We start from the raw sequence: 25,697 nt of genomic DNA, 5'->3' as shown, positions 1-25,697 counted from the left end.
AAGTCTTATTAAGCTTGCTTAACTTCTTGGCGCATTTTTTCAAATAACTGCTGCACACTTGGGGCAGGTGATTTAGTCAGTTTACTGACAATAATAATAGTGAGTGTACTAATAATAACGCCAGGTAAGATTTCATACACTATGCTGCTTAGTGTCGCGCCGTTCTCTAACACCGGTGCATAAATCCAGAACAGTACAGTAACAGCTCCACTCACCATACCCGCTAAAGCACCCGCAAAGGTCATACGTTTCCAATACAAGCTTAGAATAACTAACGGACCAAATGCAGCGCCAAACCCAGCCCAAGCATTACTGACTAACGTTAAAATAGAACTTTCTCTATCGTATGCTAAATATACGGCAACTAGCGCCACAATCAGCACCGAAATACGACCTATAAAGACCAATTCTTTTTGGCTAGCATTGCGGTTAATAAAGATTTTATAGAAGTCTTCTGTCAATGAGCTAGACGTCACTAAAAGTTGTGAAGAAATAGTACTCATAATTGCCGCCAAAATAGCAGCTAATAAAAAGCCTGAAATAAGCGGGTGGAATAAGAACTGCGAGAACACGATAAAAATCGTTTCTGGATCAGATAATGTCATTTGGGTTTTAGCCACATAAGCAATACCCACTAGGCCAGTCACCATGGCGCCAATAATGGTGATTAGCATCCAGCTCATACCGATACGGCGAGCTGCTTTAATATCTTTAATCGAGCGTATGGCCATAAACCTGACTATAATGTGCGGTTGACCAAAGTAGCCAAATCCCCAAGATAGCAAGGAGATTATACTTAGTGCCGACAAAGCAAGCCCGGTTTTAGCGTCAACAAAGGGCGCTAGATAGCTAGTATCAATAGCATTAACGCTTTGTACCACAGTGCTTACGCCACCTAAGTGATCAATGGCAACTACCGGCACTAATATCAATGAGATAAACATGATACAACCTTGCACAAAGTCGGTCATGCTAACGGCTAAAAAACCACCAAATAAAGTATAAGCAACCACGACGCCTGCGGTCACATAAAGCCCAAGTTCATAGCTTAAATTAAACGAGCTTTCGAACAATTTACCACCACCAACAACGCCTGATGATGTATATAAGGTGAAGAAAACTACAATAACAATTGAGGAAACAATACGAAGAATTCGAGTTTTATCTTCAAATCTGTTTTCGAAATAATCCGGTATAGTAATAGAATCATTAGCAATTTCGGTATATACCCGCAATCTAGGGGCGACGACAATATAATTTAAATAAGCGCCTATTAATAAACCCACAGCGATCCAACCACTGCTAACGCCAGAAATATACATTGCGCCAGGTATACCCATTAACATCCAACCACTCATGTCAGATGCACCAGCGGATAATGCGGTGACTGCAGGCCCTAATTTTCTGCCGCCTAACATGTAACCGGATACATCATCTGTCGAAGTTTTATATGCGTAAAGTCCGATGCCTAGCATCACGATAAAATATAACGCTAATGATATAATGGTGCCTATTTCCAAACCAATATCTCCTTGCGCTGAAAGAAGTTCAGCAAATCAAAACAATTCATAAAGGCCTAATTTTAGCTTTAGGTCTATATATTCTGTTTTTATGCTAACAAGTTGCTGGTTTATATACTAGTACCAAGCGTTAAACTGGCATGATAAAAGCCGCTGTTTAACGCATTAGTTACCTGTTATACATCTTTTGGATAGAGCGGTGCTAAATCAGAATCTGCCATTTTTTCCGCTACAGGTGGTTTATATTGTTGCCACTGTTGCCATAATGGTTGACCCTGCCAATGCTCATTTTTGTTATCGCTGCTAACGTCGTTGTCATCAGAAGTCGCTTTGCTGCTATTAGCGTAAAGAGCGGCATTTAATTGTTCAATTTGAGCACTCAACGCGGCTGAATTTAAATAGGGCGTTAATTGGCTTAAGGAAATAAATTGCTGATTAAAATGGCGATGACCCCAACGTAATAACGCTTGCTTGGTGGCTTCTGGATCATTGTTTTTACAAGCCATCTTTAACGCATGGCTATTAAACTTAGCTGTAGCAGTACTCGTTTCAGCTTTTAACCCAGGGTTGCGCCATTGCCACAATAGATAAAATATCAGTAAAGATGCGATCCATAGAGCCAATAAGGCACTGGTACTGTATGTCCAAGCCCAGTTGTTTATAGGCTGATTTAGCGTAACTGATGCAGATGGCGCTTTATTATTTACGTCTTTAGAATCAATTGTTGCCGGTGGCATGCCTTGTGTAGAAGTTGTCATCGAATTATCGCTAGCATTTACGGCAGGAGCTACTTGAAATGTCTTAGCCGGCAATACCGCTGTCGCCATTTGATTGGTTTTACTGTTCCACCAAGGTAGTTTTACTTCCGGTAAAGTCACTTCGCCAGGAGCCGTGGCGATAACAGCGGTAGTAAATATTTTTTGGGCAATAATATGGCCATTTCGCTCGGCACTTTTAGCTTGGGGTTGCTCTTGATATAAGCGCAAAGTGCGTGGAAAGTTTAGGTTTAATTCTGGCAGTTGATTTTCGGCTACATCGACAGCTGATAAAGTAATAGTGCGGGTTATTGGCTCACCTATTGTTAATTGTGTTACATCGGGCGTCCATTCTTCACTTAGGGTGACTAATCCGGCTATTAGCCAATCAGCAGGAAAACTATCTGGAATGGGCTTGACCGCAATCTCAATGGCTTGAGCTTGTTGTACCACTTTTTTTGTCCGTGAATAATAACCATATTGTTGGCTGTCACGATCCAACATTTCGCCACTAAAGGTTGGCGGGCTAATGGTAAAGTTGCCACTTTGTTGCGGCGTAATAGCATAACGACGGCTAATAGTGCGATAGCGAATACCATTAACCAGCTCAGAGCCTTCAACATCTTGCCCCACTTGTTGGATAATTGCCCCCTCTAAACTAGGCTCAGATAAGGCGCCACGCTGTAACTCAGTATTAAAGAAAATCTGTACCTTATAATAACTAAGTTGTTGTACATACAGTTGGTCTTGTTCAATTGAACTTTGTAAAAACAGATCTTTTGTCGTCGTATTAGTGGCAGCGCTGGCGGCTGTTTCAGCGCCAAGAATAGTCAGCGCAATCGGCTCGGTTGTCAGGCCTTGGTAACTAAATCTAGGGATAGTAAAATTACCGGCTTTTTTGGCCAATAAAACCACTTTCCATTGAGTACTTTGACTCGTTTTACCATTTATTATTCGGGTACTTTGGCTTACTGAAGGCATCATCACGGTAAAATCTGATTTTAAACCACTAAAGTCTATCGCTGCTGCATCTACTCTGGCATCTAAGATGACATCTAAAGTAATTGATTCGCTAAGTAACGCTGGGTTTTTATCAACAGCTGCACTTATCTGCGTTGCTGCCGGCACAGATATAGAAAAAAGTAAGGCCATAAGCAATAAGGTGCGGATTACCATTGTTGTTCGACTCCTTTTGGTAAACGTTGATGTTGCCGCTTTTGATATTCAAGATACATTTTATTGCGTAACAATAGCGCAGGATCATCTTGTACTTTGCGTAATAAGTTATTCAGTTGTTGCTGCTGTTCAGGGCTGGCATCTGGCCAAGCTTCTGTTATTGCAGCTTGTTGTTGCTTTTGTTCATCATTACTTGATTCTGTGTCATCAGCTTCGGCCAGCTTTTGCTGCTCTAGTGCTTGTTGTTCGGCATCTTGCTGTTGTTCACTAGCCTCTTTTTGTTGGCTTGCATTCGCTTCAGCGTTTTCTTGGCTAGAGTTATTATTTTGCTCTGTTGATTGTTGATTGTCTTGGTTTTGCTCTGAATTATTATCAGTGTTTTCATTAGAGCCTTGCTCGGAGTCTTGTTCTGAGCTCTGCTGTTGCTCTGAGTCTTGCTGTTTATCCTGCTCTGAGTCGCTATTGTTATCTGCTGCTTGCTGCTGTAATAACTGTTGCATCAGTTTGGCATTATCAGCGGCCTCGGCCATATCAGGTTGCAATGCTAATGCTTGCTCATAAGCGGTAGCCGCATCAGCATAACGCTGTTGTTGGGCTAAACTATTGCCAAGGTTATGCCAAGATTGCGGCGTGTTTCTTTCTGTTGCGGCGTGGCGATAAGCTTGTTCAGCAGTTTGATAATCGCCAGCACGATAAGCAGCATTACCTTGCCACAGTGGGTCAGCAAATTTTTCTTTTGCAGCTGTAAAGTCACCGGCATTGTAATCTTGCTCGGCTTGCTGCTGCTGGGTTTGCCACAAGTCGCGCCATTGTAAAGTATTAGCCTGTACCTGTGGCATGGGTAACATAAACAGTGCCAGCGTTAACATAGCGCCAAACCGGCGTTGCCATAATAAAATAGGGATTAATAACCAGACTAGATAAATCGCGCCGTCTTGCCATTGGTCGCCTTTGATTTGTTGCAGTTGTTCTGCTGTATCTAAAGCGCTTAGTGGTGACTGGGCTAAAATGTCTGCTAAGCCTTGGCCATCAATACTGGCGTTAGCATAAATACCGCCATGCCGTTTTGCTAAGCTAGCCAGTTGCTGTTGTGGCAACTTGGGTAAGACCACCGCGCCTTGACCATTTTTTAATAACTCACCATTAGCCAGCTTAATAGGTGCGCCATCAGTCGTGCCAAAGCCAAGGATTGATAAGCGGTGCGGCCAGTTGTTAAGTAATTTTTGGATAGCTAAGTAGCTGTTATCATCAAAACCGTCAGTAAACACCACGACATCACCGCGGGGATAACCGGCTTGGGTTAATAGCTTATCGGCTTGTTGTAAAGCGGCTAATAAATTTGATCCTTGCACCGGCATAATTTCCGGTTGTAAGTCAGGAATAAGTAAACTGATATTATTATGATCTGGAGTTAAAGGGGCAATAATAAACGCATCACCGGCGAAACTTAATAAGCCTAATTCCCCTTCTTTTAGTTGTTGAGCTAAATCTAAGGCTTTAAACCGTTGCTGGGTTAGTCTATCTGGCAGCATATCAGTAGCCCGCATCGACATGGACATATCTAGCACTAATACCGTAGCTTTTTTAAGCGCAAACGCTGGCTGCGGTAATTTGTGCCAACTAGGTCCGGCTAAGGCCACAACACTTATTAACCAACAAAGTAGTAAAGTCGGCAACAGCATTGGTTGCTTTTGTAATGCTTGTTTGGTGCTTAATAACACAGGCTGTAAATGCGCTGCAATTAAGCTATGCCAAGGACTTTGCTCACGGCGAAACCAATATAATAATAGGCCTATCACCAACGCAGGGAATAAAGCTAATAACCAGATAGGTCGTAAAAAATGAAACTCAGCGAACATGTTGCATTATTCTCCACCAATTAATATGCCGACCGGCTAGCATAAATGAACACAACAAAGCCAAAGCCAGCGGCCAATGCAATAAACTTTTTTGCGGCCGGTAGGTTAAACTATCGCGGGTTATCGGCTCTAACTGATCTAATAATTTATATATTTGCTGTAGCTCGTTAAGATCTCGAGCCCGGAAATATCGGCCCCCAGTTTCCTCAGCAAGACGGGTTAATAACGTTTCATCTAAATCTTGAGAGGGGTTAATTAAGCGTTGGCCAAATAATCCCTGCTGTAACATTTGCTCAGCACCGACGCCCACAGTATGAATTTTAACCCCAGCTGCTTTGGCTAAGGTTAATGCTTCTAAAGGTTGAATATTACCCGCAGTATTCGCACCATCACTGAGTAATATCAGCACTTTATTTGAGCTTTCATAAGTATTTAAGCGCTTGACCGCCAAACCAATGGCTTCGCCAATAGCGGTGCGAGTGCCCACTAGACCCAGTACACTATCATTGAGCATTTTTTCGACAGTAATAAGGTCAAAAGTAAGTGGTGTTTGTTGATAAGCAGCATCTGCAAATAAAATTAAACCAATACGATCGCCTTGGCGTTGTTGTATAAAGTCTCGTACTACCGACTTAACGGCATCTAGCCGATTAATGGTATTACCTTGGGTCACCATATCGGCTATTTCCATTGAGCCGGATAAGTCTAGCGCTAACATTAAATCGCGGCCTTGTTGTGGAATAGTTTGGCTATCACCTAACCAGCGGGGCTGCATACAAGCAATGACTAAAGCTAACCAGATTACAGCCAATAATAATGAATTAACACTATACCAGCGGCTAGTGTGAGTCTGGTTTGTATTAGCCAACTTGGCTAATGGCGGTAGATACAAGGTGGTATTGCTAGATTCTCGGCGTTTGGGTCGCAGAATAAAAGGCACAATAATTAACAGTGCTAACCAAGGATAAGCAAAATCAAGCATGCTGTTGCTCCTTATCCTGCTGTATTGCTTGCAGCGTATTAGTTGTTGTAGCGCTATTAACCTGCTCAGTATCTGCGTTGGCTTTATAGTCGGTTAGCCATTGCCGGGCAAAAATATAAAACTGTTCTACCTCAGCTGCTGAACTGTCTGCTTGATACAGTAACTGGCTTAAATTAGGCAAAGTTAATGTGCTTTGCTTTGCTAACCATTGTTGCCATTGCTCGCTTGAAGCCGACAATGCAGGATGAGCCGGTTGATAATGCTGCAGCACACGCTTAAGCAATTGGTTAATTTGTTTGGCGGCAGCAGGATGCTGCTCTAACTGAGCTAAAAGCTTTATTGCTTGGCGTTTAGCAAACCAGTAACGATGGCGTTGTGTTATTTTCCATCCGGCATACCCAATAACGGCTACTATAGCGGCAATTAGCAGCCAATATATGGGAGCTAATGCAAACTGGCTGGTAAAGTCGGGTTCTATTATATCGGCTAAGCTGGCCAATGCGGGATTAGCGTTAGCAATATTAGTTGTGGCCATATCAGGAAGCGCCATGCCTGTTTCTCTCTAATTGACTTAATATTGGCTCGGCTGCCGTTATTGGCAACCATTTACAACCTAGTAATGATAACTGTTGTTGTAATTGCAATTGACTGCTCTGTTGCTGTTCGGCGTAGCGTTGTTGCAAGCCTTTATTACCTAACTCAACTACACCGCTGTTAATGCCATCAGTAACAGCGGCAATACCCGAGCTTGTCGAAGGCAAATGTAATTCCAACGGATCGCTAATGGCACAACAGGTTACTTCATTGTGTTGGCGGATGGCTTGGATATGACGCAAGGCATCAGCATTAAACTGGCTAAAATCTGACAAAATATACACTAAGCTACCGGGGTGAACTAATCTGCGGAGCTGAGCTAATGCCGCGTTAAAATGTATCGCACTGCTATTAACACTGTTATTAACAGTACTATTGACACTATTTTTGTTATTAACAGCGGCATTAGTATCCATTTTTAAGTCGGCGCTGTTGCGATGAATTTCAGTTAAGGCATGAAAATATCTCAAAACTCCTTGGCTGCGACTCTGCGGCTTTAATTCACGGTGTTGCTGCTGACTAAACACAATGCCACCCAATTTATCGCCGCGTTTTTTTACATGCCACGCTATTAATGCGGCTAAATGTGCAGCTTGCACTGATTTAAACAGTAAGGTAGAGCCAAAGTGCATATGGGTGCTTAATTCAGTCAAAATAAACACCGGACGTTCTTTTTCTTCACGGAATAACTTGGTATGAACCTTACCAGTACGAGCGGTAACGCGCCAATCAATAGTGCGCACATCATCGCCATTTTGGTAATGCCGCACTTCGTCAAACTCCATGCCACGACCTTTACTTTTTGCTAAATAAGTACCGGCTAATTTATTTTGGATAGCTATTTTCGGGCTTAAATCTAGCACCTTAGTGTAGCGCTGATACCACAACAACTCAGCTAAGCCGAGCGAGCTGCCGCTGGTTTCGGTTTGGCTAAGCCATTGCTGGACAGAGAAGGTTGAATTTAACATTAGGCAGATGGCACCAAGCGTAAAATCTCACTAAGCACATCATCAGTAGTAATCCCTTCGGCTTCAGCGGTGTAGGTTAAAATTAATCGATGGCGTAAGGCATTATGAAACACCGCTTGAATATCATCTGGCGTAACATAATCTCGATCGTTAAGCCACGCTTTGGCTCTGGCACAACGTTCAATGGCAATGGTTGCCCGCGGGCTGGCACCATAAGCAATCCAACTAGCTAATTTTTCGCTGTAAGCACTAGCGTTTCGTGTCGCCATAATTAATTGCACAATATATTGCTCTAAGCCATCAGCCATATGTAGTTGTAAAATGGCTTTACGGGCAGCAAAAATATCGGCCTGAGTAATACTGGTGACAACGGGCGCATTTGTGGATAAGGCTTCGTTGCGAGTTAATTGTAAAATAGCTAACTCGGTTGCGGCGTCAGGATAGTCTACTTTTAAATGCAGTAAAAACCGATCCAGCTGAGCTTCGGGTAACGGATAGGTACCTTCTTGCTCTAATGGATTCTGGGTCGCCATAACTAAAAACAACTCTGGCAATGGATAGGTATTACGACCCACGGTAACTTGTTTTTCTGCCATTGCTTCTAATAAAGCAGATTGTACTTTTGCCGGCGCCCGATTAATTTCATCGGCTAAAATTATATGATGAAATAACGGCCCTGATTGAAATTCAAATTGGCCAGTTTCAGGGCGATAAATATCAGTACCGGTTAAATCTGCTGGCAATAGGTCGGGCGTAAATTGAATACGATGAAATTGGCCTTCAACGCCATGTGCTAAGGCATTTACAGCACGGGTTTTAGCTAAGCCCGGCGGGCCTTCTACTAATAAGTGACCATTGGCCAATAAGGCTAATAAAATGCCTTCAGTCAGTTCAGGTTGACCCAGCACTTGGCTGTCAAGATAGGTTTTTAAACCGGAGAATGCGTTTACCATAATGCGTTTACCCTAAAATAGAGTCTTAATTAATTAGATTTAATGAGTATTTATTACCCAAAACATGAAATTTCAAGCTAGGCTATGACGTTATAGCGGATATATGGTTCAATTTGTATTAAAACAAGTGTTTTAATTATCGACAACTGTCGTTACAATCGAAAACAACAATACAGGTCTGACCTGTAAATTCAGATTGAGGAACAGGATGAAAACGCCAATACAATTAACAACTCGCGGTGGTGATAGAATTGCTATCGTTTCTGGTTTACGTACGCCATTTGCTAAGCAAGCTACAGAATTACACGGAGTCTCGGCATTAGACTTAGGTAAAATGGTGGTTAACGAATTACTTATCCGCAGTGAAATTGATCCGCAACTTATCCAGCAGGTTGTATATGGTCAAGTGGTGCAAATGCCCGAGGCGCCCAATATTGCTCGGGAAATTGTATTAGGCACTAACATGCATGTCCATACCGATGCCTATAGTGTCACCCGTGCTTGTGCCACTAGTTTTCAATCAGTTGCCAGTGTAGCAGAAACTATGATGGCCGGCATGAGTGAAATTGCTATTGCCGGTGGTGCAGATTCAAGTTCAGTCGTGCCTATTGGTGTTAGCAAAGCTTTAGCTCGTGCTTTAGTTGATTTAAGTAAGGCCCGTACCTTAAGTCAACGTATTGCCATTTTCCGCCGTTTAAGCTTTAAAGATTTATTACCCGTTCCGCCTGCGATTGCGGAATACAGTACAGGCTTATCAATGGGTGATACAGCTGAGCAAATGGCAAAGTCACATAACATTAGCCGTTTAGAGCAAGATGCGTTGGCGCATCGCTCGCATACCTTAGCCACTGCTGCATGGCAAAGTGGCATTATGCAACAAGAAGTCATGGCGGCACAGGTTGCCCCTTATTCACGCTTTCTGGAAATGGACAACAATATTCGTCAAGATTCTAAATTAGAGTCTTACGCGCGCTTAAAACCTGCGTTTGATCGGGCGCACGGCACCGTGACAGCAGCCAATAGTACGCCTTTAACCGATGGCGCTTCAGCGGTATTAATGATGACAGAAAGCCGGGCTAAAGCCTTAGGCTATAAGCCACTGGGTTATATCCGCAGCTATGCTTTCTCTGCTATCGGCGTGCATGAAGACATGTTAATGGGGCCGTCGTATGCCACGCCAATCGCGCTTGATCGCGCCGGTATGACGTTAGCGGACTTAACCTTAATTGAAATGCATGAAGCCTTTGCTGCACAAACACTTGCCAACGTAAAAATGTTTGCCAGTAAAAAATTCGCAGCTGAAAAACTAGGCCGTAGTGCAGCTATTGGTGAAATTGATATGGATAAATTTAACGTTAATGGCGGTTCGTTAGCTTATGGTCACCCCTTTGCAGCTACCGGTACCCGTTTAATCGTGCAAACACTTAATGAATTAAATCGTCGTGGTGGTGGTGTAGGCTTAACCACAGCGTGTGCTGCGGGTGGATTAGGCGTAGCGATGATAGTGGAGACAGAATAATGACTGCGAGTAATAGTTTTAGTTTAACCGTACGCGACGATCATATTGGTATTATCAGTATGGATATTGTTGGCGAGTCGATGAACGTGTTAAAAGCGGCCTTCGCGGATGAAATTGCCGCCTTATTAACCGAGATTAAAGCTAATAAAGAATTAAAGGGCCTAGTGTTTACCAGTGGTAAAGCAAATTCATTTATTGCCGGAGCTGATATTTCAATGCTAAATGACTGCCAGACGGCAGCTCAAGCACAAAGTATTGCTACTATGGGCCAAGACATATTTAATCAACTAGAGCAGTTAAGCATCCCTTTAGTGGCGGCTATTCATGGTCCGTGTTTAGGCGGCGGTTTAGAGTTAGCCATGGCCTGTCATGCCCGAGTTGCCAGTAATAGCGATAAAACCGTTTTAGGCTTACCTGAAGTCCAGCTAGGCTTATTGCCAGGCAGTGGTGGCACCCAGCGTTTACCTAAATTAGTCGGTTTACAAAAAGCCTTAGATATGATGTTGACCGGCAAGCAATTACGCCCAGCTCAAGCCAAAAAATTTGGCTTAGTCGATGATGTTGTACCAGTCAGTATCTTATTAGAAACCGCAATAAAGTTAGCGTTAAAAGGTAAACCTCAGCGAGATAATCGTAAAGTGGGTTTAGTGGATAAGTTTTTAGAGCAAACCAGTCTTGGTCGAAATATTGTATTTAGCCAAGCGCGTAAACAAACAATAAGCAAAACCCATGGCAATTACCCCGCGCTAATTAAAATATTAGATGTTATTCAAACGGGTATAGATAAAGGTAAAACAGCAGGTTTATTAGCTGAAGCTGAAGCCTTTGGCCAATTATGTATGACCAAAGAGTCTGCAGCATTGCGCAGTCTGTTTTTTGCCACCACCGAAATGAAAAAGGAAACAGGTGCAGGCGATGTAACACCAAGAACAGTGCATAAAGCGGCTATTTTAGGTGGTGGCTTAATGGGCGGCGGTATTGCTAACGTAACAGCAACAAAAGCTGGCATTCCGGTTCGGTTAAAAGATATTAACCAGCAAGGTATTGCTCATGCCCTTAAATACAGTTATTCACTACTGAAGAAAAAACTCAACCGACGGTTTATTAGCCAAGCTGAGCTGCAAAAGCAAATGCTGTTAATTACGGGTACGACTGATTACAGTGGTTTTCACGATGTTGATATTGTGGTTGAAGCGGTATTTGAAGACTTAGATTTAAAGCAGCAAATGGTGGCTGATATTGAATTGCATGGTAATGAAGCCACTATTTTTGCTAGTAACACTAGCTCATTACCCATCGGCCAAATAGCGGCTAATGCTAAACGGCCAGAAAATGTTATTGGCTTACATTACTTTTCACCGGTAGATAAAATGCCCTTAGTGGAAGTTATTGCCCATGAAACAACATCAGCTGAAACTATCGCAACTACGGTAGCTTTTGCCCGTAAACAAGGTAAAACGCCAATAGTGGTCAAAGACGGTGCTGGATTTTATGTTAACCGTATCTTAGCGCTATATATGAATGAAGCGGCTAATATTTTGTTAGAAGGTGAGTCAGTCGAGCATATAGACAAGTCGTTAGTTAAGTTTGGTTTCCCAGTCGGGCCAATAGCATTATTAGATGAAGTAGGTATTGATGTTGGCGCCAAGATCTCACCTATTTTAAGTCAAGCTTTGGGTGAGCGCTTTACGGCCCCCGCGGCGTTTGAAAAATTGTTGGCTGATGGTCGTAAGGGTAAGAAAAACGCTAAAGGCTTTTATTTATATGATGGCAAAAGTAAAAAAGCCAAAAAGCAGGTTGATAGCAGTGTTTATACCTTACTATCTATCACACCAGCATCACGTTTAAGTACAAGCGACATTAGCGATCGTTGTGTGGCGCAGATGTTAAATGAGGCGGTACGTTGTTTAGACGAGGGTGTAATAGCTTCAGCGCGGGATGGAGATATTGGTGCCATCTTCGGCATTGGTTTCCCTCCCTTCTTAGGTGGACCATTCCGTTATATCGATACTATGGGCGTGACAAACTTGGTCACGCAGTTGCGTAGCTTAGAAAGCCGCTTTGGGGCTCGATTTACTCCAGCGCCATTATTATTAGAAATGGCCGAGCAACAGCAAAAGTTTTACTCTTAAATTAGCATAAACACTTAAAAGGCATGTCTAGTACATGCCTTTTTCATTTGCAAATAACCAAGAATAAACTACAAATAATTAACAGCAAGCGTCAGTTACGACGGGTATAATTAATGCTCGACGTTATTGGAGTGTTTTGGTGTTATTTTTACCTGTTATATGGCTATGTACAGCTGCTGGCATTTATATCGCGGCATTACGCAGTGGCATGGCGGCTATTCGTTGGGCCCTCGCTGCGCTCTGCTTAGGGCCTTTATTAATCCCATTGTTTAATAGTCATAAACGGCTTAACCTACTTCGAGTTCGCGGTGATAAAGAAGCTCGCTATAATGCCTAATGTGTCATCTTAGTTCTTAAGTAGCTGCGATAATTGAATATTTATTGCAGAAATGTGTTTTAAATTAGCGGCATTAGGTAAAAATGCGGCGTAAACATCTTTAGAAATGATGGGGGCGCCAGCCACTAAATGTAAACGTTGCTCATTAAGATACTGTTGTACCATGGCATTAGGTAAATATGCACTACCTCCGGTGTATTGCATCATCTCTAAGGCAATTCTCGCGCTACCGGTACGATGTTTTGCTGCCGACGACTCCGGAAACAGCCGGTTATGTTGCACACTAAAACTGCTACCCCAGTTAATATAAATATAATCTTGCTGCCAGTTATCAATACTAGCCGTATTGTGGCTACTTAAGGGCAATAAGTTTATAGTGCCAAGCTTTTCGACTTGCATATCGTCTACTTTTGGCGGGTCGAATAAAATAGCCAAATCTAAGTTTCGCTCTTGTAATTGTCGAACTATTTGCTCACGGCCTAAAGAGTCAGCGCGCCAGCACAAAGTAGGAAACAGATGTTGGCTACGCACAAAACCTTGCAGCAAAAAAGCATCCCAAATGTTAGCTGTAGCGGCCATAGAGAAGGGCTGGGCTTGTTCTGCGCTAGTGGCAACATCTTGCTTAGCACGCTGCAGGGCGGCGAGCATGGCTTCTGCATGGGGCAATAAACGCTCACCAGCAGCGGTTAATTGAATATTATTTCGATGGCGGCTAAATAAGTTAACACCTAGGTATTGCTCTAATTGACGGATCCTAAAGCTGACCGCAGATTGAGTTAAATACAAGTTTTCTGCTGCTTGGCCAAAATGCCGAGTACGCTGAACTTCGATAAAGGTTTTAAGCAGTTCGGTATCCAAATTATATCCTAGGAATTATTTATGGTGTCGATAAAAAATTTTTGTTTTACGATACGATTATTGTTAACCATACTCCGCACAGATTCAACTGGTTGGGTTAAATTCCAACAAAATTAGAGGAAAAAAAGTGATGCAGCCAAGTTTTGTTAGTCAACGTCGCTTTTTCGATGACCGAAATTTCCCTAAAGGGTTTACCCGGTCTGGGCGTTTTACCCTTAATGAAGGTAATGTGCTCGAGAAGCATGGTTTAGCAATGTTTGAGTTGGAGGAAGGTAAGAGAACTCCAACAAATGATGAAGAACAGCGTTTTATTTCTGTATGCAAAGGTGAAGAACCGGCAACAACTTTATACGAAAAAACCTGGATGAAATATAAACATCGTTTGGCCGAAAAACGTAAGTTTCATACTGTATTTGGTACCAAAAAACTAGCCGATGGTAATGAAGATTTTTCTTACGTTGATACCGATTCAGATTAAAAAAAACAGCGCCAATTAAGGCGCTGTTTTCATTCCTCAAACCGTTTTAAAATTCCTAAACATCAGTTGCGATAGCAAATGACTGCCAACGCTTTTGTTTTATTTCCTGTAAAAACGTACTAAAGTCATTGGCACTGATCGGTTTACTGTAATAGTAACCTTGAATGATTTGGCAACGTAATTTATGTAACATCTCTACTTGCTCTAACTGCTCTACGCCCTCAGCGACTACGGTTAAATTAAGGTTATGGGCAATAGTGACTATGGTGTCCACCATATTTCTGCCACGAGCGGTATTTAAATCGTCTATAAAAATTTTGTCTATTTTTAACGTATTCAGCGGAAATTGTTTTAAATACGCTAATGAAGAATAACCGGTACCAAAATCATCCATAGCTAAATGCATGCCGCGAGCACGTAACTTCTTCATGGTTTCAATGGCCAGTTTAGGCGACTGCATTACCGTACCTTCGGTGATTTCTAATTCAAGATGATATGAAGGTAATTCGGTTTCTTGCAAAATCTGGTCAATTTGTTCACATAAAAACGGCAACGCAAATTGTCGAGAGGACAAGTTAACGGCGACTCTACCATCAAATAATCCCTGATCAATCCAACGTTTAACGTCTTGACAGGCTTTACGTAATACCACTTCACCAATTTCAATGATTTGGCCAGTTTCTTCTGCAATAGGAATAAAGCTCGCTGGACTAATTAACCCACCTTTAGGGGTGTTAAAGCGCACTAAAGCTTCCATACCGACTAACTGGCCAGTAATAATGTCTAACTTAGGTTGATAATAGACACAAAAGAAATCTTCTTTTAAACCATAACGAATTAAGTTTTCTATTTGTAAGCGTTTTACCGCTAATTGATTCATGGCATCATTAAAAAATAAAAAACGATTAGCACCTTGGCTTTTAGCGTTATACATAGCTGTGTCGGCATTGCGCAATAACACCTGAGCATTATTGCCATGGGTTGGATAGGTAACGATACCGATACTACAACTGATGACGAGTTCATGCTTATTAACAAAAAATGGCTGGTTAATATGGCCTAACAATTCTTTAGCAAACACTTCGATAAAATTTTTATCACTAGGTTGTTTAATTAATATCGCAAACTCATCACCGCCTAAACGATATAAAGCATTTTTATATTGAGCAAACTGATTTAATCTTGCCGATATTTTACATAATAGGCTGTCACCTAAATCATGGCCTAAAGAGTCATTAATTTTTTTAAAGTTATCTAAGTCAAATACTAATACTGCATATTCAGTATTTTGGGTAACTATAGCGGACAACTGTTGGATAAATACCGCGCGATTAGGTAAGCCGGTTAAGGTATCTTTATTCACTAAGTCACTGAGCTTTGCTTCACGCTGTTTACGTTCGGTAATATCTGAAAATACGGCTACGTATTGGCTGGTTTGTTGCTGAGTATCGTTTATGACATCAAAGGTCAAGTCAGCATAATAAATATCACCATTAGGCCGTTGTTCACGTACCTCGCCACTCCAATGCTCATCTGCATTTAGTTTAGCGCGTATATCAGCCATAAATTTACTTGGGTATAAACTAAGCTCAAAGCGTTTGTTTAAAACGGCTTTCCTAGATAAACCGGTAATACTGCTAAAAGCAGGATTAACTTCTAAAATCGAAAATTGATGATCGCAGATCACAACCGCATCAGAAATGTTTTCTAAGCAGCGAGCAAACAATTGCAATTGTTCTTCGGTTTGTTTTAAGTGATGAATGTTTTTTAGGGTGCCAGTAACACGCGTCACACTGCCATCGGCGGCAAAGGCTACTGCTTTACCGCGATCTAATACCCAAGTCCAATGATTGTCATTGTCTTTCATCCGATAGTTTGCTTCAAACATTGTCGTCTCGCCAGCTAAATGCTGTTGCAATAAAAGTTGCACTCGAGACAAGTCATCTGGATGAATCAATTGCTTATAAGGCGGAAATTCAGTGCTGTTAGTCGATTGCTCAACAGAGGATAACCATGAACTAGAACGGTAAAATTGTGCTTGGTTAACTTTCCAGTCCCATAACTCATCTCCACTAGCCCATAAAGACAATCGTAGCTGTTCTTCGCTTTGTGCTAATTTAGATTGAGAACGACGTACCTTTATAATGCTATAAATAGCCAAGCACGAGGTGGCGGTCGCTATTACTAACGCTATAGTGAATAAATATGATTGCACACCGTCTCCATTAACAGCAAATAAACGACACGGCCAAAAATTAGCACTAAGCTAGTGAAAGAGATCCACAACTTTATTAAATTACGCAGATGCTAAGTGGCGAAAACAACAGGCCACGTTAACCAAGTTTAGCAAAACTGTCAAAAGCAATTTCTGTTTGTTGCAGGCGCTGCTTTAATTCAGCGGCAGTGCTAGCTTGAATATGGTCTATTGCAGGTTTAGGATCTGTGGCTAAGAAAATGGCATCATATTCGGGTAACAGCAGTTGGTGCAAAAATTGAATAAATTCGTTTAACGATAACTCGTCTAATGCCTGAACAATACAGTGGGTAAGATTAAAATTATAATCATGTTGGCCTAACGCCAGCCAAAAGCGTTTTGCTCTAGCGCCTAAACTGCTATCACCTTGCGTTAACTGTGCCTGTAAACCTTGTTTCATTTCAGCAAAATCTGCTGCAGTTAACTGTTCGGTTTCAGTTAAAAATGAGCGGAAAAATACCACGGTAGCTTGATAAAGCAGGGCACAATCAGCGTTAGGTGATTGCACATAAAAAGCGATACCGGGTAAGGTGTTAATTGGGGCATAGCCGGTACCGACTAAGTAGCCTAGTTGTTGCTCTGTGCGTAGTTGGTGAAAGTACTCAGCCGATAACACATGATTGGCCAGCATAAATAAGGCCATCGAGTCAGCGGTTGTTTCTTGTGCCGGCAAGTAAATGACTAATGCATGATCATTATGCTCAGTCTCTACTTGTAACCATACCGGACCTTGACCTTGCACTTTATAGGTAGGGTTAGGCAGGGCTGGCGCTGCGTTATGCAAATTGAGTTGCCACTGTTTTAGCTCAGATGTCAGTTCATTGGCTTGATCAAGTGACCAATTACCTATCATTAAACTTTCAATATGTACTTGATTGAATAATTGCTGATGAAACTGGATAAAGTCGGTAAAGGTTAACGTCTCTAAAGCGTCGGCAAGCTGAATTATTTCTGGATTTAACGGTTGTAAAATAGCCGACAACTGGGAAAATAGTTGTGGTACAGGTTTGTTTTTGCTGCTATTTCGCCAATGCCGAGTTAAATGCCGTTTTATTTCCAAAAAGCGTTGCTCGCTAAACTGCAACTCTGACATTTTGTCTAATATATTGGTTAATAACAACAGCTGATTTGCAGCTAAACCACTGGTGTGAATACTAATGCCTTGGCGGTGGACGTGGACATTATAAATTAAGTCTATGGCCGTGGCAGGGTATAATTGTTGGTTAATATTATCTTGAAATAATTCAACCCATAACCGAATTGCCGCAAGCTGAGCACAGCCATTTTGGCTATTGGCTAGGCTTAACTGAACAAAAATATGGCCTTTGGGGCTATTAAATTCAGTATCGGCTTTATACCAAACCGATATCGCCTCTGAGTGATGTAGCCGTTTTGGTATCGGCATATGTGCATTTTTCGGTAATAAGATAAGATTATCGCTAAGATACGGATTGGCGCCGGGTAAATATAATTCAGGTATTAAAGCGGCATTATCAAATTGCTGTAATAGTGCTGAGTCTATGGATTCGACACTATAAGGCGTGTGATACCAGCGCGCTTGTTTATTTACTGCTACCTGTGGCGTAATGAGCATTAAACGCATATTGCTGCTACAAAAAAACTGTAAAATATGCTGGTAAAGCGCATCACTGGGGGCTTCCATACGGTAGTCACCATAAATAATATCCGCCACCGGATAATGCTGCATATTAATCGATAAATGATTGGCGGTATCTAACTCGTCAGAGGGCTCTTGATACAGATAAGCCCATTCCAGCAACTTTTGTTTTTCATTAAATAAAGTTACAGGGAAAGGCTTAACTTTAAGCAGCGCTAAATAACTAAATAAACTGCTAACGATAGCATCGCGCTGGGTTAAACCTTGCTCGGTTAATTCAAAGGCTATGGTAAAGTCTTTATAGTTACTGCCATCAATTCCGCCACCCGCACTAAGTTGATTAACCCAAGAGCGCTGCTTTAAATAACTTAATAATGAGCCCTCTGCTTCATCACCAATTAGATGCGCCAAAAAGCTAATCACTTTATGTTTATACCAAGACTGAATGTCGGGTAGGGCAAAACTGACCACCAATTTTTGGCTGTTTTTATGTGGCCTTATGTTTAACTGAATGCCTTGCTGCTCAGGCAAGTAAAGCGTTGTCGTAAGTGCTGGCTTTGCCTGCGGTTGATTGGCGATAGCAGAGAAATATTGTTCTACATAATGCCGTTGCTCGTCTAGTGGTAATGGCGACACTAAAGCTAATGTCATACGCTTTGCACTATATTGCTGCTGGAAAAAGCGCATTAAAGCTTGGCGCAAGCTGTCGTTAGGTAAGTCAGCTAACGTAGTTAAACTACCGACTGAAAACTTGGAAAAAGGGTGTTCTGGATTGACGGTTTCTTTATGCACTTGATAAATACGACGGCCGTCATCTTTAAGCTTTAAACTAAACTCGGCTTCAATGGCATGGCGTTCTTTTTCAATATATTCTGAGCTAAATAAGGGCTGGCTAAACATATCAGCAAATCGGGCTAAGGTTTGCTCAAAAAAGTCATTATTTATATCAAAAAAGAAACTACTGTGCTCAGTACCCGTCCAAGCGTTATGGCTACCGCCGTGACGACTGATAAATTGCTGATATTCACCGGCTTCTGGATAGTTTTTTGAGCCCAAAAACAACATGTGCTCCAGAAAATGAGCTAAACCTTGGCGCTCACTTGGATCATCAAAGTGGCCTACATTAACCGTTAACGCTGCCGCACTTTTATGAGCATCTGCTTGTTGCACTAAAAGCACAGCAAGGCCGTTCTCAAGCACAAAGTGCTGATAACTTCGGTGATCATTTATACTTTGCAATAGCTGCTTATTTTCCAAACTAGATCCTTTTTTCTCAACCCAGAGGTTAAAGGTTGATACTTAACTGGTTAGAAATTGGCATAGTAAAATGTAGTCATAGCAATAAGTAATAACTACCCTAGTTTTTATGCATTATTAACAGTTACACTAAGCCATATCTTTCTTTATGATAGCGCACAATTTTGACTCGAGTAATGTATAGCGTGCATATTGTTTGCGGCCTATACCTCAACAACAGGACTTATTAAGTAGCATGGTATTATGTCAATGGTAAATCTTGTTATTATGCGTCATGGTGAAGCAGAGCCTATGGCTGCTTCCGATAAATTAAGACCATTAACACCAAAGGGTGTTGATGAAGTTACTCAGATGGCTAACTGGTTATATCAGCAGCATGGTAACTTTGATTGGGTTTGGTCTAGTCCGTATTTACGTACCCAACAAACTGCAGAGTTAATGTTAGCCAAGCAACCTTCTTTTAGCCAGTTAGACTTGGTTACTGATCTAGTGCCAGATGCTAACGCGGCAAGCTTTCAATCGTACTTAGATGTCTGTTTAGCGACTAAGCCAGATGCTCGGATTTTACTGGTATCGCATATGCCGTTAGTCAGCTTTTTAGTGGCTCAGTTCACTGATGCGGGTCAAGCACCGGTGTTTAGTCCTGCTCAGCTAGCCTGTATTGCTTATCAACCAAAGCAGCAGGGACAATTAATTGAGTCGATATCTACTGAAGATTTAGCCCTGTTAAGCTTATAAAAATTAGTCAGTATGGCAATTTTCCTGCTTGTACCGGCTATCGCGATTGCTAGCTAATACTCTTTAAATGCCTTGTTATACGGTTAAGTGGTTAAGCTTTTATTTTTAGTAATAATAACAAGGCGCCATTTTTACCCCAGCTTTTTGGGGCGGTATGAAATGCGCGGACATTGGGGTGTTGAATAAGCCAGTTGGGCACTTTACGGGCTAAAATACCTAAGCCCTTGCCATGCACAACACAGGCACAGTTTAGGTGTTTTTGTTCACAATAAGCCAATAAACCCGCCAACTCTATTTTAGCTTCAGCAGACGTCATGCCGTGCAGGTCTAATATCACTTGCGGTTGAAACTCGCCACGCTTTAATCGGCCACTTAAATGAACGTCATCACCGGTTTGCACATAGTTGTGACTACCGCCTTGATCAATATAGCCTTCATATTGATCAGAAAAGTAAAATAAATCGTTAGCTAGCGTGTTTGCAGAGACGTCTGCACGTCTTTTTTGCTTGCTCAGGGCGGCAACAGGCGGTATCTTATCTTGGGTAATAGGCCTAGCGCCTGCTATCGACTGGCGAAACAGTTGGCTATCTTCGTCTGTAACGTCTGGCGATACGGCTGATGATGCTTTTAGCACTTTTTTTGACACTGCTTTTGTAGACAGTGTTTTTGCTGATACAGCTGTTAATAGCGTTTTTAACAGCTGAGAGTTTTTATTCTGCATCGTCCAAGTCTACTTAATCTGACCGTTTATTACAAAAATCGTTTTTACAAAAAGAGCTTACCTAAAACATGGCTGAATCTAGCGAATTATTTTTAAGTGCTGAGTGTATAGCAGATGCTATCGCTGAGCTAGTTACCGTGCATGATTGGTTACGGTTTGCCGTTAGCCAGTTAAATCAGGCTGAAGTTTATTTGGGCCACGGCACAGATAATCCTTGGGACGAGGCGGCAGCATTATTATGTTACGTGTTGCATTTGCCCCCCTTAACCGACGACAAGCTATTAAATGTGCGTTTAATAAAACAAGAGCGTGAAGCCTTTGTTTACTTATTACAGCAGCGCATTAGCCAGCGCTTACCAGCGGCTTATTTAACTAATCAAGCTTATTTTGCCGGATTAGCCTTTTATGTTGATGAGCGGGTGTTAATTCCGCGCTCACCGATTGCAGAATTAATTGCCGACAAGTTTGCTCAGCAACTTAACGGCCATGCTGTGCATAATATTTTAGATTTATGTACTGGCTCAGGTTGCATTGCTATTGCGTGTGCTTATGCTTTTCCTGAAGCAGAAGTTGATGCGGTTGATATTAGCCCCGATGCATTAGAAATTGCCCAATTTAATATTGAACAACATCATGTTGAGCACCGCGTCTATCCCATACTGTCTGATGGTTATGATGCCTTAATCGGTGCTAAGTATGATTTAATCGTAACTAATCCGCCTTATGTTGATGCTGAAGATATGGCGGACTTACCCGAAGAGTATCATCATGAGCCAGAACTGGGCTTAGCCTCGGGTGAAGATGGTTTAGCCTTAACACGACGCATTTTAGCCCAAGCAGCCAGCCATCTTAATGAGGGTGGCGTATTAATCTGTGAAGTGGGTAATAGCATGGTGCAATTGCAGCAGCAATTGCCTGAAGTTAAGTTTGACTGGTTAGAATTTAAACATGGCGGTATCGGCGTGTTTGCTATTACTAAAGCTGAATTACAGCGCTGCCTGCACTTTTTTGAACTATAAACATATTGATAGCTAATCAGGTTGAGGAGTAGCAATGGCCGGTAACAGCATTGGACAACTATTTAAAGTCACCACCTTTGGTGAAAGTCATGGCCCTGCGATAGGGGGCGTTATTGATGGTTGTCCGCCAGGGATGACATTAACAGCAGAAGACTTACAACTAGATTTAGACCGGCGTAAGCCAGGTACATCGCGTTACACTACAGCTAGACGAGAGGATGATATTGTTAAAATATTATCCGGCGTATTTGAAGATACCACTACAGGTACCAGTATTGGTTTACTCATTGAAAATACTGACCAACGCTCGCAAGACTATTCGGCTATTAAAGATGTGTTTCGCCCCGGTCATGCTGACTATACCTATTGGCACAAGTATGGTATTCGCGATTATCGCGGCGGTGGCCGATCATCTGCTCGCGAAACCGCCGTACGCGTCGCAGCAGGGGCTATTGCTAAAAAATATCTATTCGAACAATGTGGTATTCAAGTGCGGGGTTATTTGGCGCAACTTGGCCCAGTTAAAATGGCTAAACTAGATTGGGCAGAGGTCAATAATAATCCGTTTTTTGCCCCTGATGCTGATAAAATCGAAGACTTAGATCAGTACATGCGCGAGTTAAAGAAAGCCGGCGACTCGGTAGGTGCACGGATAAATGTCGTTGTATCTAATGTACCTGTAGGTTGGGGCGAGCCAGTGTTTGATCGCTTAGATGCCGATATTGCTCATGCCATTATGAGTATTAACGCGGTTAAAGCGGTAGAAATAGGTGACGGTTTTGCGGTGGTTGAACAACGTGGTTCAACCCATCGTGATGAGCTAAGTAATCAAGGCTTTAGCGCTAATCATTCTGGTGGCGTATTAGGCGGTATTTCTTCTGGTCAAGATATAACGGTCAGTATGGCGCTTAAACCCACTTCAAGCATTAGCGTGCCAGGCAAAAGCATTAATAGCCAAGGCGATGAAATTGATATGATCACTAAAGGTCGTCATGATCCATGTGTGGGTATAAGAGCTGTGCCAATAGCTGAAGCCATGTTAGCGATTGTGTTAATGGATCATTATATGCGCCATAGAGCGCAAAATGCGCACGTTCATGTAACCACACCAGATATTGCGCGCAATTAAAGCGTCTTTGCCTATCATTGCAACTAGGTGTTTTAATTAAATATAAGCTAAGCCATTATAAACAATTTAATTTGGCAAATTAAAAACATTCATCATCCAAAAGCTATAATCAATTAGCTTTTATTAAGTAATTTAGGTAATTCATGTCTGCTGCTTCAGCTCGGCCAGCGCTTATGCTGGCCTACTTTACGTATTTTGGTGTACTTGGTGTATTTGTGCCTTATTTTGGCCTGTTTTTAGACGGCAGAGGGTTAGACTCAGCCGAAATAGGCCTATTGTTGGCTATCGTAACGGCAAGTCGAATTGTCGGGCCTAATATTTGGGCCGCACTAGCCGAGCGCACCGGTAAGCCGATGTTAATTATGCGTAGCGGGGCAGTATTAGCCATCCTAGGCTGGTGTAGTAGCTTTGCTGATATTGGCTTCTGGCCGTTACTTATTGGCTTTACTTTATTTAGTTTTTTTTGGACCGCTATTTTACCGCAACTTGAAGTATCGGCGTTTCATTTTTTAAATGATGATACTCAAGCTTATAGTCGGATACGCAGCTTTGGTAGTGTGGGCTATATTGTTTTAGTTATGTTGGGCGGTTGGTTATTTGAAATTTTTGGCAGTGAATTTATACCTGCTTCGGCGTTATTATTTTTAATATTGTTATTGTCCAGTTTGTTTTTATTACCGCCTATTAGTTTGAGTCTTAGTACCTCAGCGGTCAGTCAACGTTTTATCGATGTGTTAAAAAACCCTTTATTATTGCGTTTTATGGCTGCGGCTTTATTGCTGCAAATGAGCTTTGCTCCTTATTATGGCTTTTTCACCCTCTATAGTCGGGATATTGGTTACAGTGGTACCCAAACCGGCTTATTTATAGGTATTGCTGTTGCTGCTGAAATTATAGCTTTTTATTATGCCGGTAAAATATTACGTAATCGTAGCTATAAATTTTTACTCAGTATTTGCTATAGCTTAACAGTGTTACGTTGGGCTTTAGTGGCTATGTTCGCTGATAACGCTTGGGTATTAGCGTTTAGTATGATGTTACATGCTGGCAGTTTTGCTATAGCTCACTGTTGCGCCATGCAGTTTATTCAACAGTTTTTCCCTAAACACTTTCGCAGTAAGGGCCAAGCATTTTATGCCGGTGTTATTTATGGTGGCGGTGGTGCAATTGGCGCTTATGTCTCAGGTTTATTATGGCAAGATGGCGCAGGAGCAAGTTTTACCTTTCTTGCTGCTGCGGGCTTAGCCTTAGTCGCCACTATGTTAGCAATTTCGCTGCCTAAGGTGATCCCTAACGCAGCAACCAATTAAGAATTAACCGAAAAAATGTCCGATTAAAGGGTGGGTAAATAAAACGGCCACTGCTAAATCGGCCTTTTTTATGAATGGCTTTTTGATGAGAAAAGGTTAAAAATCCAGCTTCACCATGGTAAGCGCCCATTCCTGATGGGCCAATGCCACCAAAGGGTAGATCATCCTGTGCCACATGCATTAGGCTATCATTAATACAGACGCCGCCCGCGTGGGTGCGCTGCATAACCTGTTGCTGCAGTTCTGTTGATGGGCTAAACAAATACAGCGCTAACGGCCTAGGTTGTTGATTAATAAAGCTAATGGCTTGTTCAATATCATCGTACAACATAATGGGTAATATCGGCCCAAAGATTTCTTGCTGCCATATTGCTGCATCTAAAGGCGCATTAATCACTAATTGCGGCGCCAATTTACGTTGGCTGCTTTGTTGCCAATGCTGTTCGTCAAGCGAAATAATTTGGGCTTGAGCTTGTTCTGCTTCCGCTAAATATGACTGTAATCGCGAAAATTGCTGTTGATTTATGATGGCAGAATAATCGGTACTCTGTACGCCTGCGGGATAAAATCGTTTAAAGCGTTGCTTAGCTGTTTTAATAAACAAATCTAATTGTTCGCGCGGTAATAAAACATAATCCGGAGCCACACAAGTTTGGCCCGCGTTAGCGGTTTTACCAAATAACAATCGTGGCATAACCGAAGCTAAGTTGGCATCTTTAGCAATTAATACCGGTGATTTGCCACCTAACTCTAATGTCACTGGGGTTAAGTTTGCCGCCGCGGCCTGCATCACTTTACGACCTATATTGCTAGATCCGGTAAACAGCAAATGATCAAAAGCTAAGCTAGAAAACTCTGCAGCAACTTCGGCATCACCTTCTATAACAATCACTTGTTCGGGTAAGAATTCGCTTAACATGGCGTTAATTACGCTATTGGTGGCGGGCGTATACTCCGATAGTTTCAGCATTACCTTATTGCCTGCGGCTAACGCTGCCATCAAAGGCCCAGTGGCTAAATAAATGGGATAGTTCCATGGCACTATAATGCCCACTACGCCTAAAGGCTGCGGCATTAGCTGATTGCTGGCAGGCCAATAACTATAATGAACCTGGCGATTTTTGACTTTCATCCAGCGTTTAACATGCTTAATCTGATAATCAATGCCACTTAAGGTTGGCATAATTTCTAGGAGTCGAGTTTCATCAATACTGCGGTGGCCAAAATCGATACTTAAGGCTTGGCATAATTTATCACTATAGTGCCGTACGCCTTTTTCCAGCGCTTGTAGCCATTGGGTGCGCTGCGCGAGGCTGGGGTAGGGGGATTGAGTAAATTGCTGTTTTAAACTGTCGAATTGCTGTTTCATTATATTATTATCCCGCGCCTATGCTTAACACTATTACTGTAACGTGTACTTTAACTAAGCACTTTAAAGTAGTCGGATCTGTTATACAAGCAACACTGTAATGGCTAATCACTTCTGCTTAGCTGGGCAATTGCGTAATATTTATATACAA

At 42.0% G+C, this 25,697-nt stretch carries 20 protein-coding genes; 8 read left to right on the top strand and 12 right to left on the bottom strand.

Features of this window, described 5'->3' with window-relative positions:
* Positions 1–8: 8 nt before the first annotated feature.
* The 7 genes from putP to BI198_RS10470 all read right to left on the bottom strand — a co-directional run bounded on the left by putP (position 9) and on the right by BI198_RS10470 (position 8,807).
* Complete coding sequence (gene putP / locus BI198_RS10500) at positions 9–1,475, bottom strand: sodium/proline symporter PutP (RefSeq protein WP_394331525.1); 1,467 nt, start codon at positions 1,473–1,475, stop codon at positions 9–11.
* 221 nt (positions 1,476–1,696) lie between these two features.
* Positions 1,697–3,451: a BatD family protein gene (locus BI198_RS10495; protein WP_070049516.1), complete on the bottom strand. Its 1,755-nt coding sequence runs from the start codon at positions 3,449–3,451 to the stop codon at positions 1,697–1,699.
* Positions 3,445–5,310 carry a VWA domain-containing protein gene (locus BI198_RS10490; RefSeq protein WP_070049515.1) on the bottom strand — a complete coding sequence of 622 codons (1,866 nt, stop codon included), beginning with the start codon at positions 5,308–5,310 and terminating at the stop codon, positions 3,445–3,447. The genes BI198_RS10495 and BI198_RS10490 overlap by 7 nt, the downstream gene beginning before the upstream one ends.
* The gene (locus tag BI198_RS10485) at positions 5,300–6,292 is read right to left on the bottom strand and encodes a vWA domain-containing protein (protein ID WP_070049514.1); all 993 of its coding nucleotides are present in this window, start codon (positions 6,290–6,292) and stop codon (positions 5,300–5,302) included. The genes BI198_RS10490 and BI198_RS10485 overlap by 11 nt, the downstream gene beginning before the upstream one ends.
* The gene (locus BI198_RS10480; RefSeq protein ID WP_070049513.1) at positions 6,285–6,842 is read right to left on the bottom strand and encodes a DUF4381 domain-containing protein; all 558 of its coding nucleotides are present in this window, start codon (positions 6,840–6,842) and stop codon (positions 6,285–6,287) included. The genes BI198_RS10485 and BI198_RS10480 overlap by 8 nt, the downstream gene beginning before the upstream one ends.
* Entirely contained in the window at positions 6,829–7,854 is a 1,026-nt protein-coding gene (locus BI198_RS10475; protein ID WP_070049512.1) for a DUF58 domain-containing protein, read from the bottom strand. The genes BI198_RS10480 and BI198_RS10475 overlap by 14 nt, the downstream gene beginning before the upstream one ends.
* On the bottom strand, positions 7,854–8,807 hold the full coding sequence (locus BI198_RS10470) for an AAA family ATPase (protein WP_070049511.1): 954 nt from the start codon (positions 8,805–8,807) through the stop codon (positions 7,854–7,856). Before BI198_RS10470 ends, BI198_RS10475 begins: the two co-directional genes overlap by 1 nt.
* A 208-nt stretch (positions 8,808–9,015) precedes the next feature.
* Here BI198_RS10470 and fadI point away from each other — a divergent pair, with 208 nt between their 5' ends.
* From fadI to BI198_RS10455, 3 genes are all read left to right on the top strand, one after another.
* The gene (gene fadI, locus BI198_RS10465) at positions 9,016–10,326 is read left to right on the top strand and encodes an acetyl-CoA C-acyltransferase FadI (RefSeq protein ID WP_070049510.1); all 1,311 of its coding nucleotides are present in this window, start codon (positions 9,016–9,018) and stop codon (positions 10,324–10,326) included.
* Positions 10,326–12,458: a fatty acid oxidation complex subunit alpha FadJ gene (fadJ, locus tag BI198_RS10460; RefSeq protein ID WP_070049509.1), complete on the top strand. Its 2,133-nt coding sequence runs from the start codon at positions 10,326–10,328 to the stop codon at positions 12,456–12,458. The genes fadI and fadJ overlap by 1 nt, the downstream gene beginning before the upstream one ends.
* A 139-nt stretch (positions 12,459–12,597) precedes the next feature.
* Positions 12,598–12,795 (top strand): hypothetical protein, encoded by a 198-nt coding sequence (locus BI198_RS10455; RefSeq protein ID WP_070049508.1) that lies wholly within the window; start codon positions 12,598–12,600, stop codon positions 12,793–12,795.
* A 9-nt stretch (positions 12,796–12,804) separates the two neighbouring features.
* Here the strand turns inward: BI198_RS10455 and hdfR are convergent, their stop codons facing one another.
* Positions 12,805–13,653, bottom strand: coding sequence for an HTH-type transcriptional regulator HdfR (hdfR, locus tag BI198_RS10450; protein ID WP_070049507.1), 849 nt, complete (start codon positions 13,651–13,653; stop codon positions 12,805–12,807).
* A gap of 130 nt (positions 13,654–13,783) precedes the next feature.
* On the opposite strand from hdfR, the gene maoP reads away from it, so the two are divergent.
* Positions 13,784–14,131, top strand: a complete 348-nt coding sequence (gene maoP, locus BI198_RS10445; RefSeq protein WP_070049506.1) for a DUF413 domain-containing protein — start codon at positions 13,784–13,786, stop codon at positions 14,129–14,131.
* A gap of 55 nt (positions 14,132–14,186) precedes the next feature.
* On the opposite strand, the gene BI198_RS10440 is transcribed toward maoP, so the two are convergent.
* Together BI198_RS10440 and BI198_RS10435 are read right to left on the bottom strand one after the other, a co-directional pair.
* Positions 14,187–16,346 carry a putative bifunctional diguanylate cyclase/phosphodiesterase gene (locus tag BI198_RS10440; protein ID WP_070049505.1) on the bottom strand — a complete coding sequence of 720 codons (2,160 nt, stop codon included), beginning with the start codon at positions 16,344–16,346 and terminating at the stop codon, positions 14,187–14,189.
* Positions 16,347–16,464: 118 nt separating this feature from the next.
* Positions 16,465–19,260 (bottom strand): insulinase family protein, encoded by a 2,796-nt coding sequence (locus BI198_RS10435; protein ID WP_070049504.1) that lies wholly within the window; start codon positions 19,258–19,260, stop codon positions 16,465–16,467.
* Positions 19,261–19,503: 243 nt separating this feature from the next.
* Between BI198_RS10435 and sixA the strand changes: the two genes are divergently transcribed.
* On the top strand, positions 19,504–19,998 hold the full coding sequence (gene sixA / locus BI198_RS10430) for a phosphohistidine phosphatase SixA (RefSeq protein WP_235605307.1): 495 nt from the start codon (positions 19,504–19,506) through the stop codon (positions 19,996–19,998).
* A gap of 91 nt (positions 19,999–20,089) precedes the next feature.
* Here sixA and smrB read toward each other — a convergent pair whose 3' ends face one another.
* Positions 20,090–20,719 carry an endonuclease SmrB gene (gene smrB / locus BI198_RS10425; protein WP_083256600.1) on the bottom strand — a complete coding sequence of 210 codons (630 nt, stop codon included), beginning with the start codon at positions 20,717–20,719 and terminating at the stop codon, positions 20,090–20,092.
* A 68-nt stretch (positions 20,720–20,787) separates the two neighbouring features.
* On the opposite strand from smrB, the gene prmB reads away from it, so the two are divergent.
* The 3 genes from prmB to BI198_RS10410 all read left to right on the top strand — a co-directional run bounded on the left by prmB (position 20,788) and on the right by BI198_RS10410 (position 24,177).
* Positions 20,788–21,738, top strand: coding sequence for a 50S ribosomal protein L3 N(5)-glutamine methyltransferase (gene prmB / locus BI198_RS10420; RefSeq protein ID WP_070049503.1), 951 nt, complete (start codon positions 20,788–20,790; stop codon positions 21,736–21,738).
* Positions 21,739–21,772: 34 nt separating this feature from the next.
* Positions 21,773–22,867, top strand: coding sequence for a chorismate synthase (gene aroC, locus BI198_RS10415; protein ID WP_070049502.1), 1,095 nt, complete (start codon positions 21,773–21,775; stop codon positions 22,865–22,867).
* Positions 22,868–23,010: 143 nt separating this feature from the next.
* Entirely contained in the window at positions 23,011–24,177 is a 1,167-nt protein-coding gene (locus BI198_RS10410; protein WP_070049501.1) for an MFS transporter, read from the top strand.
* Here BI198_RS10410 and BI198_RS10405 read toward each other — a convergent pair.
* The gene (locus BI198_RS10405; protein WP_070049500.1) at positions 24,158–25,546 is read right to left on the bottom strand and encodes a coniferyl aldehyde dehydrogenase; all 1,389 of its coding nucleotides are present in this window, start codon (positions 25,544–25,546) and stop codon (positions 24,158–24,160) included. The genes BI198_RS10410 and BI198_RS10405 overlap by 20 nt on opposite strands.
* Between the last annotated feature and the right edge of the window lie 151 nt (positions 25,547–25,697).

Origin of the sequence: Rheinheimera salexigens, from assembly GCF_001752395.1 — a bacterium.
GTDB classification, from domain to species: Bacteria; Pseudomonadota; Gammaproteobacteria; order Enterobacterales; family Alteromonadaceae; genus Alishewanella; species Alishewanella salexigens.
Note: the sequence above shows the minus strand (reverse complement) of the source record. Positions and strands in the feature narration are given on the sequence as shown.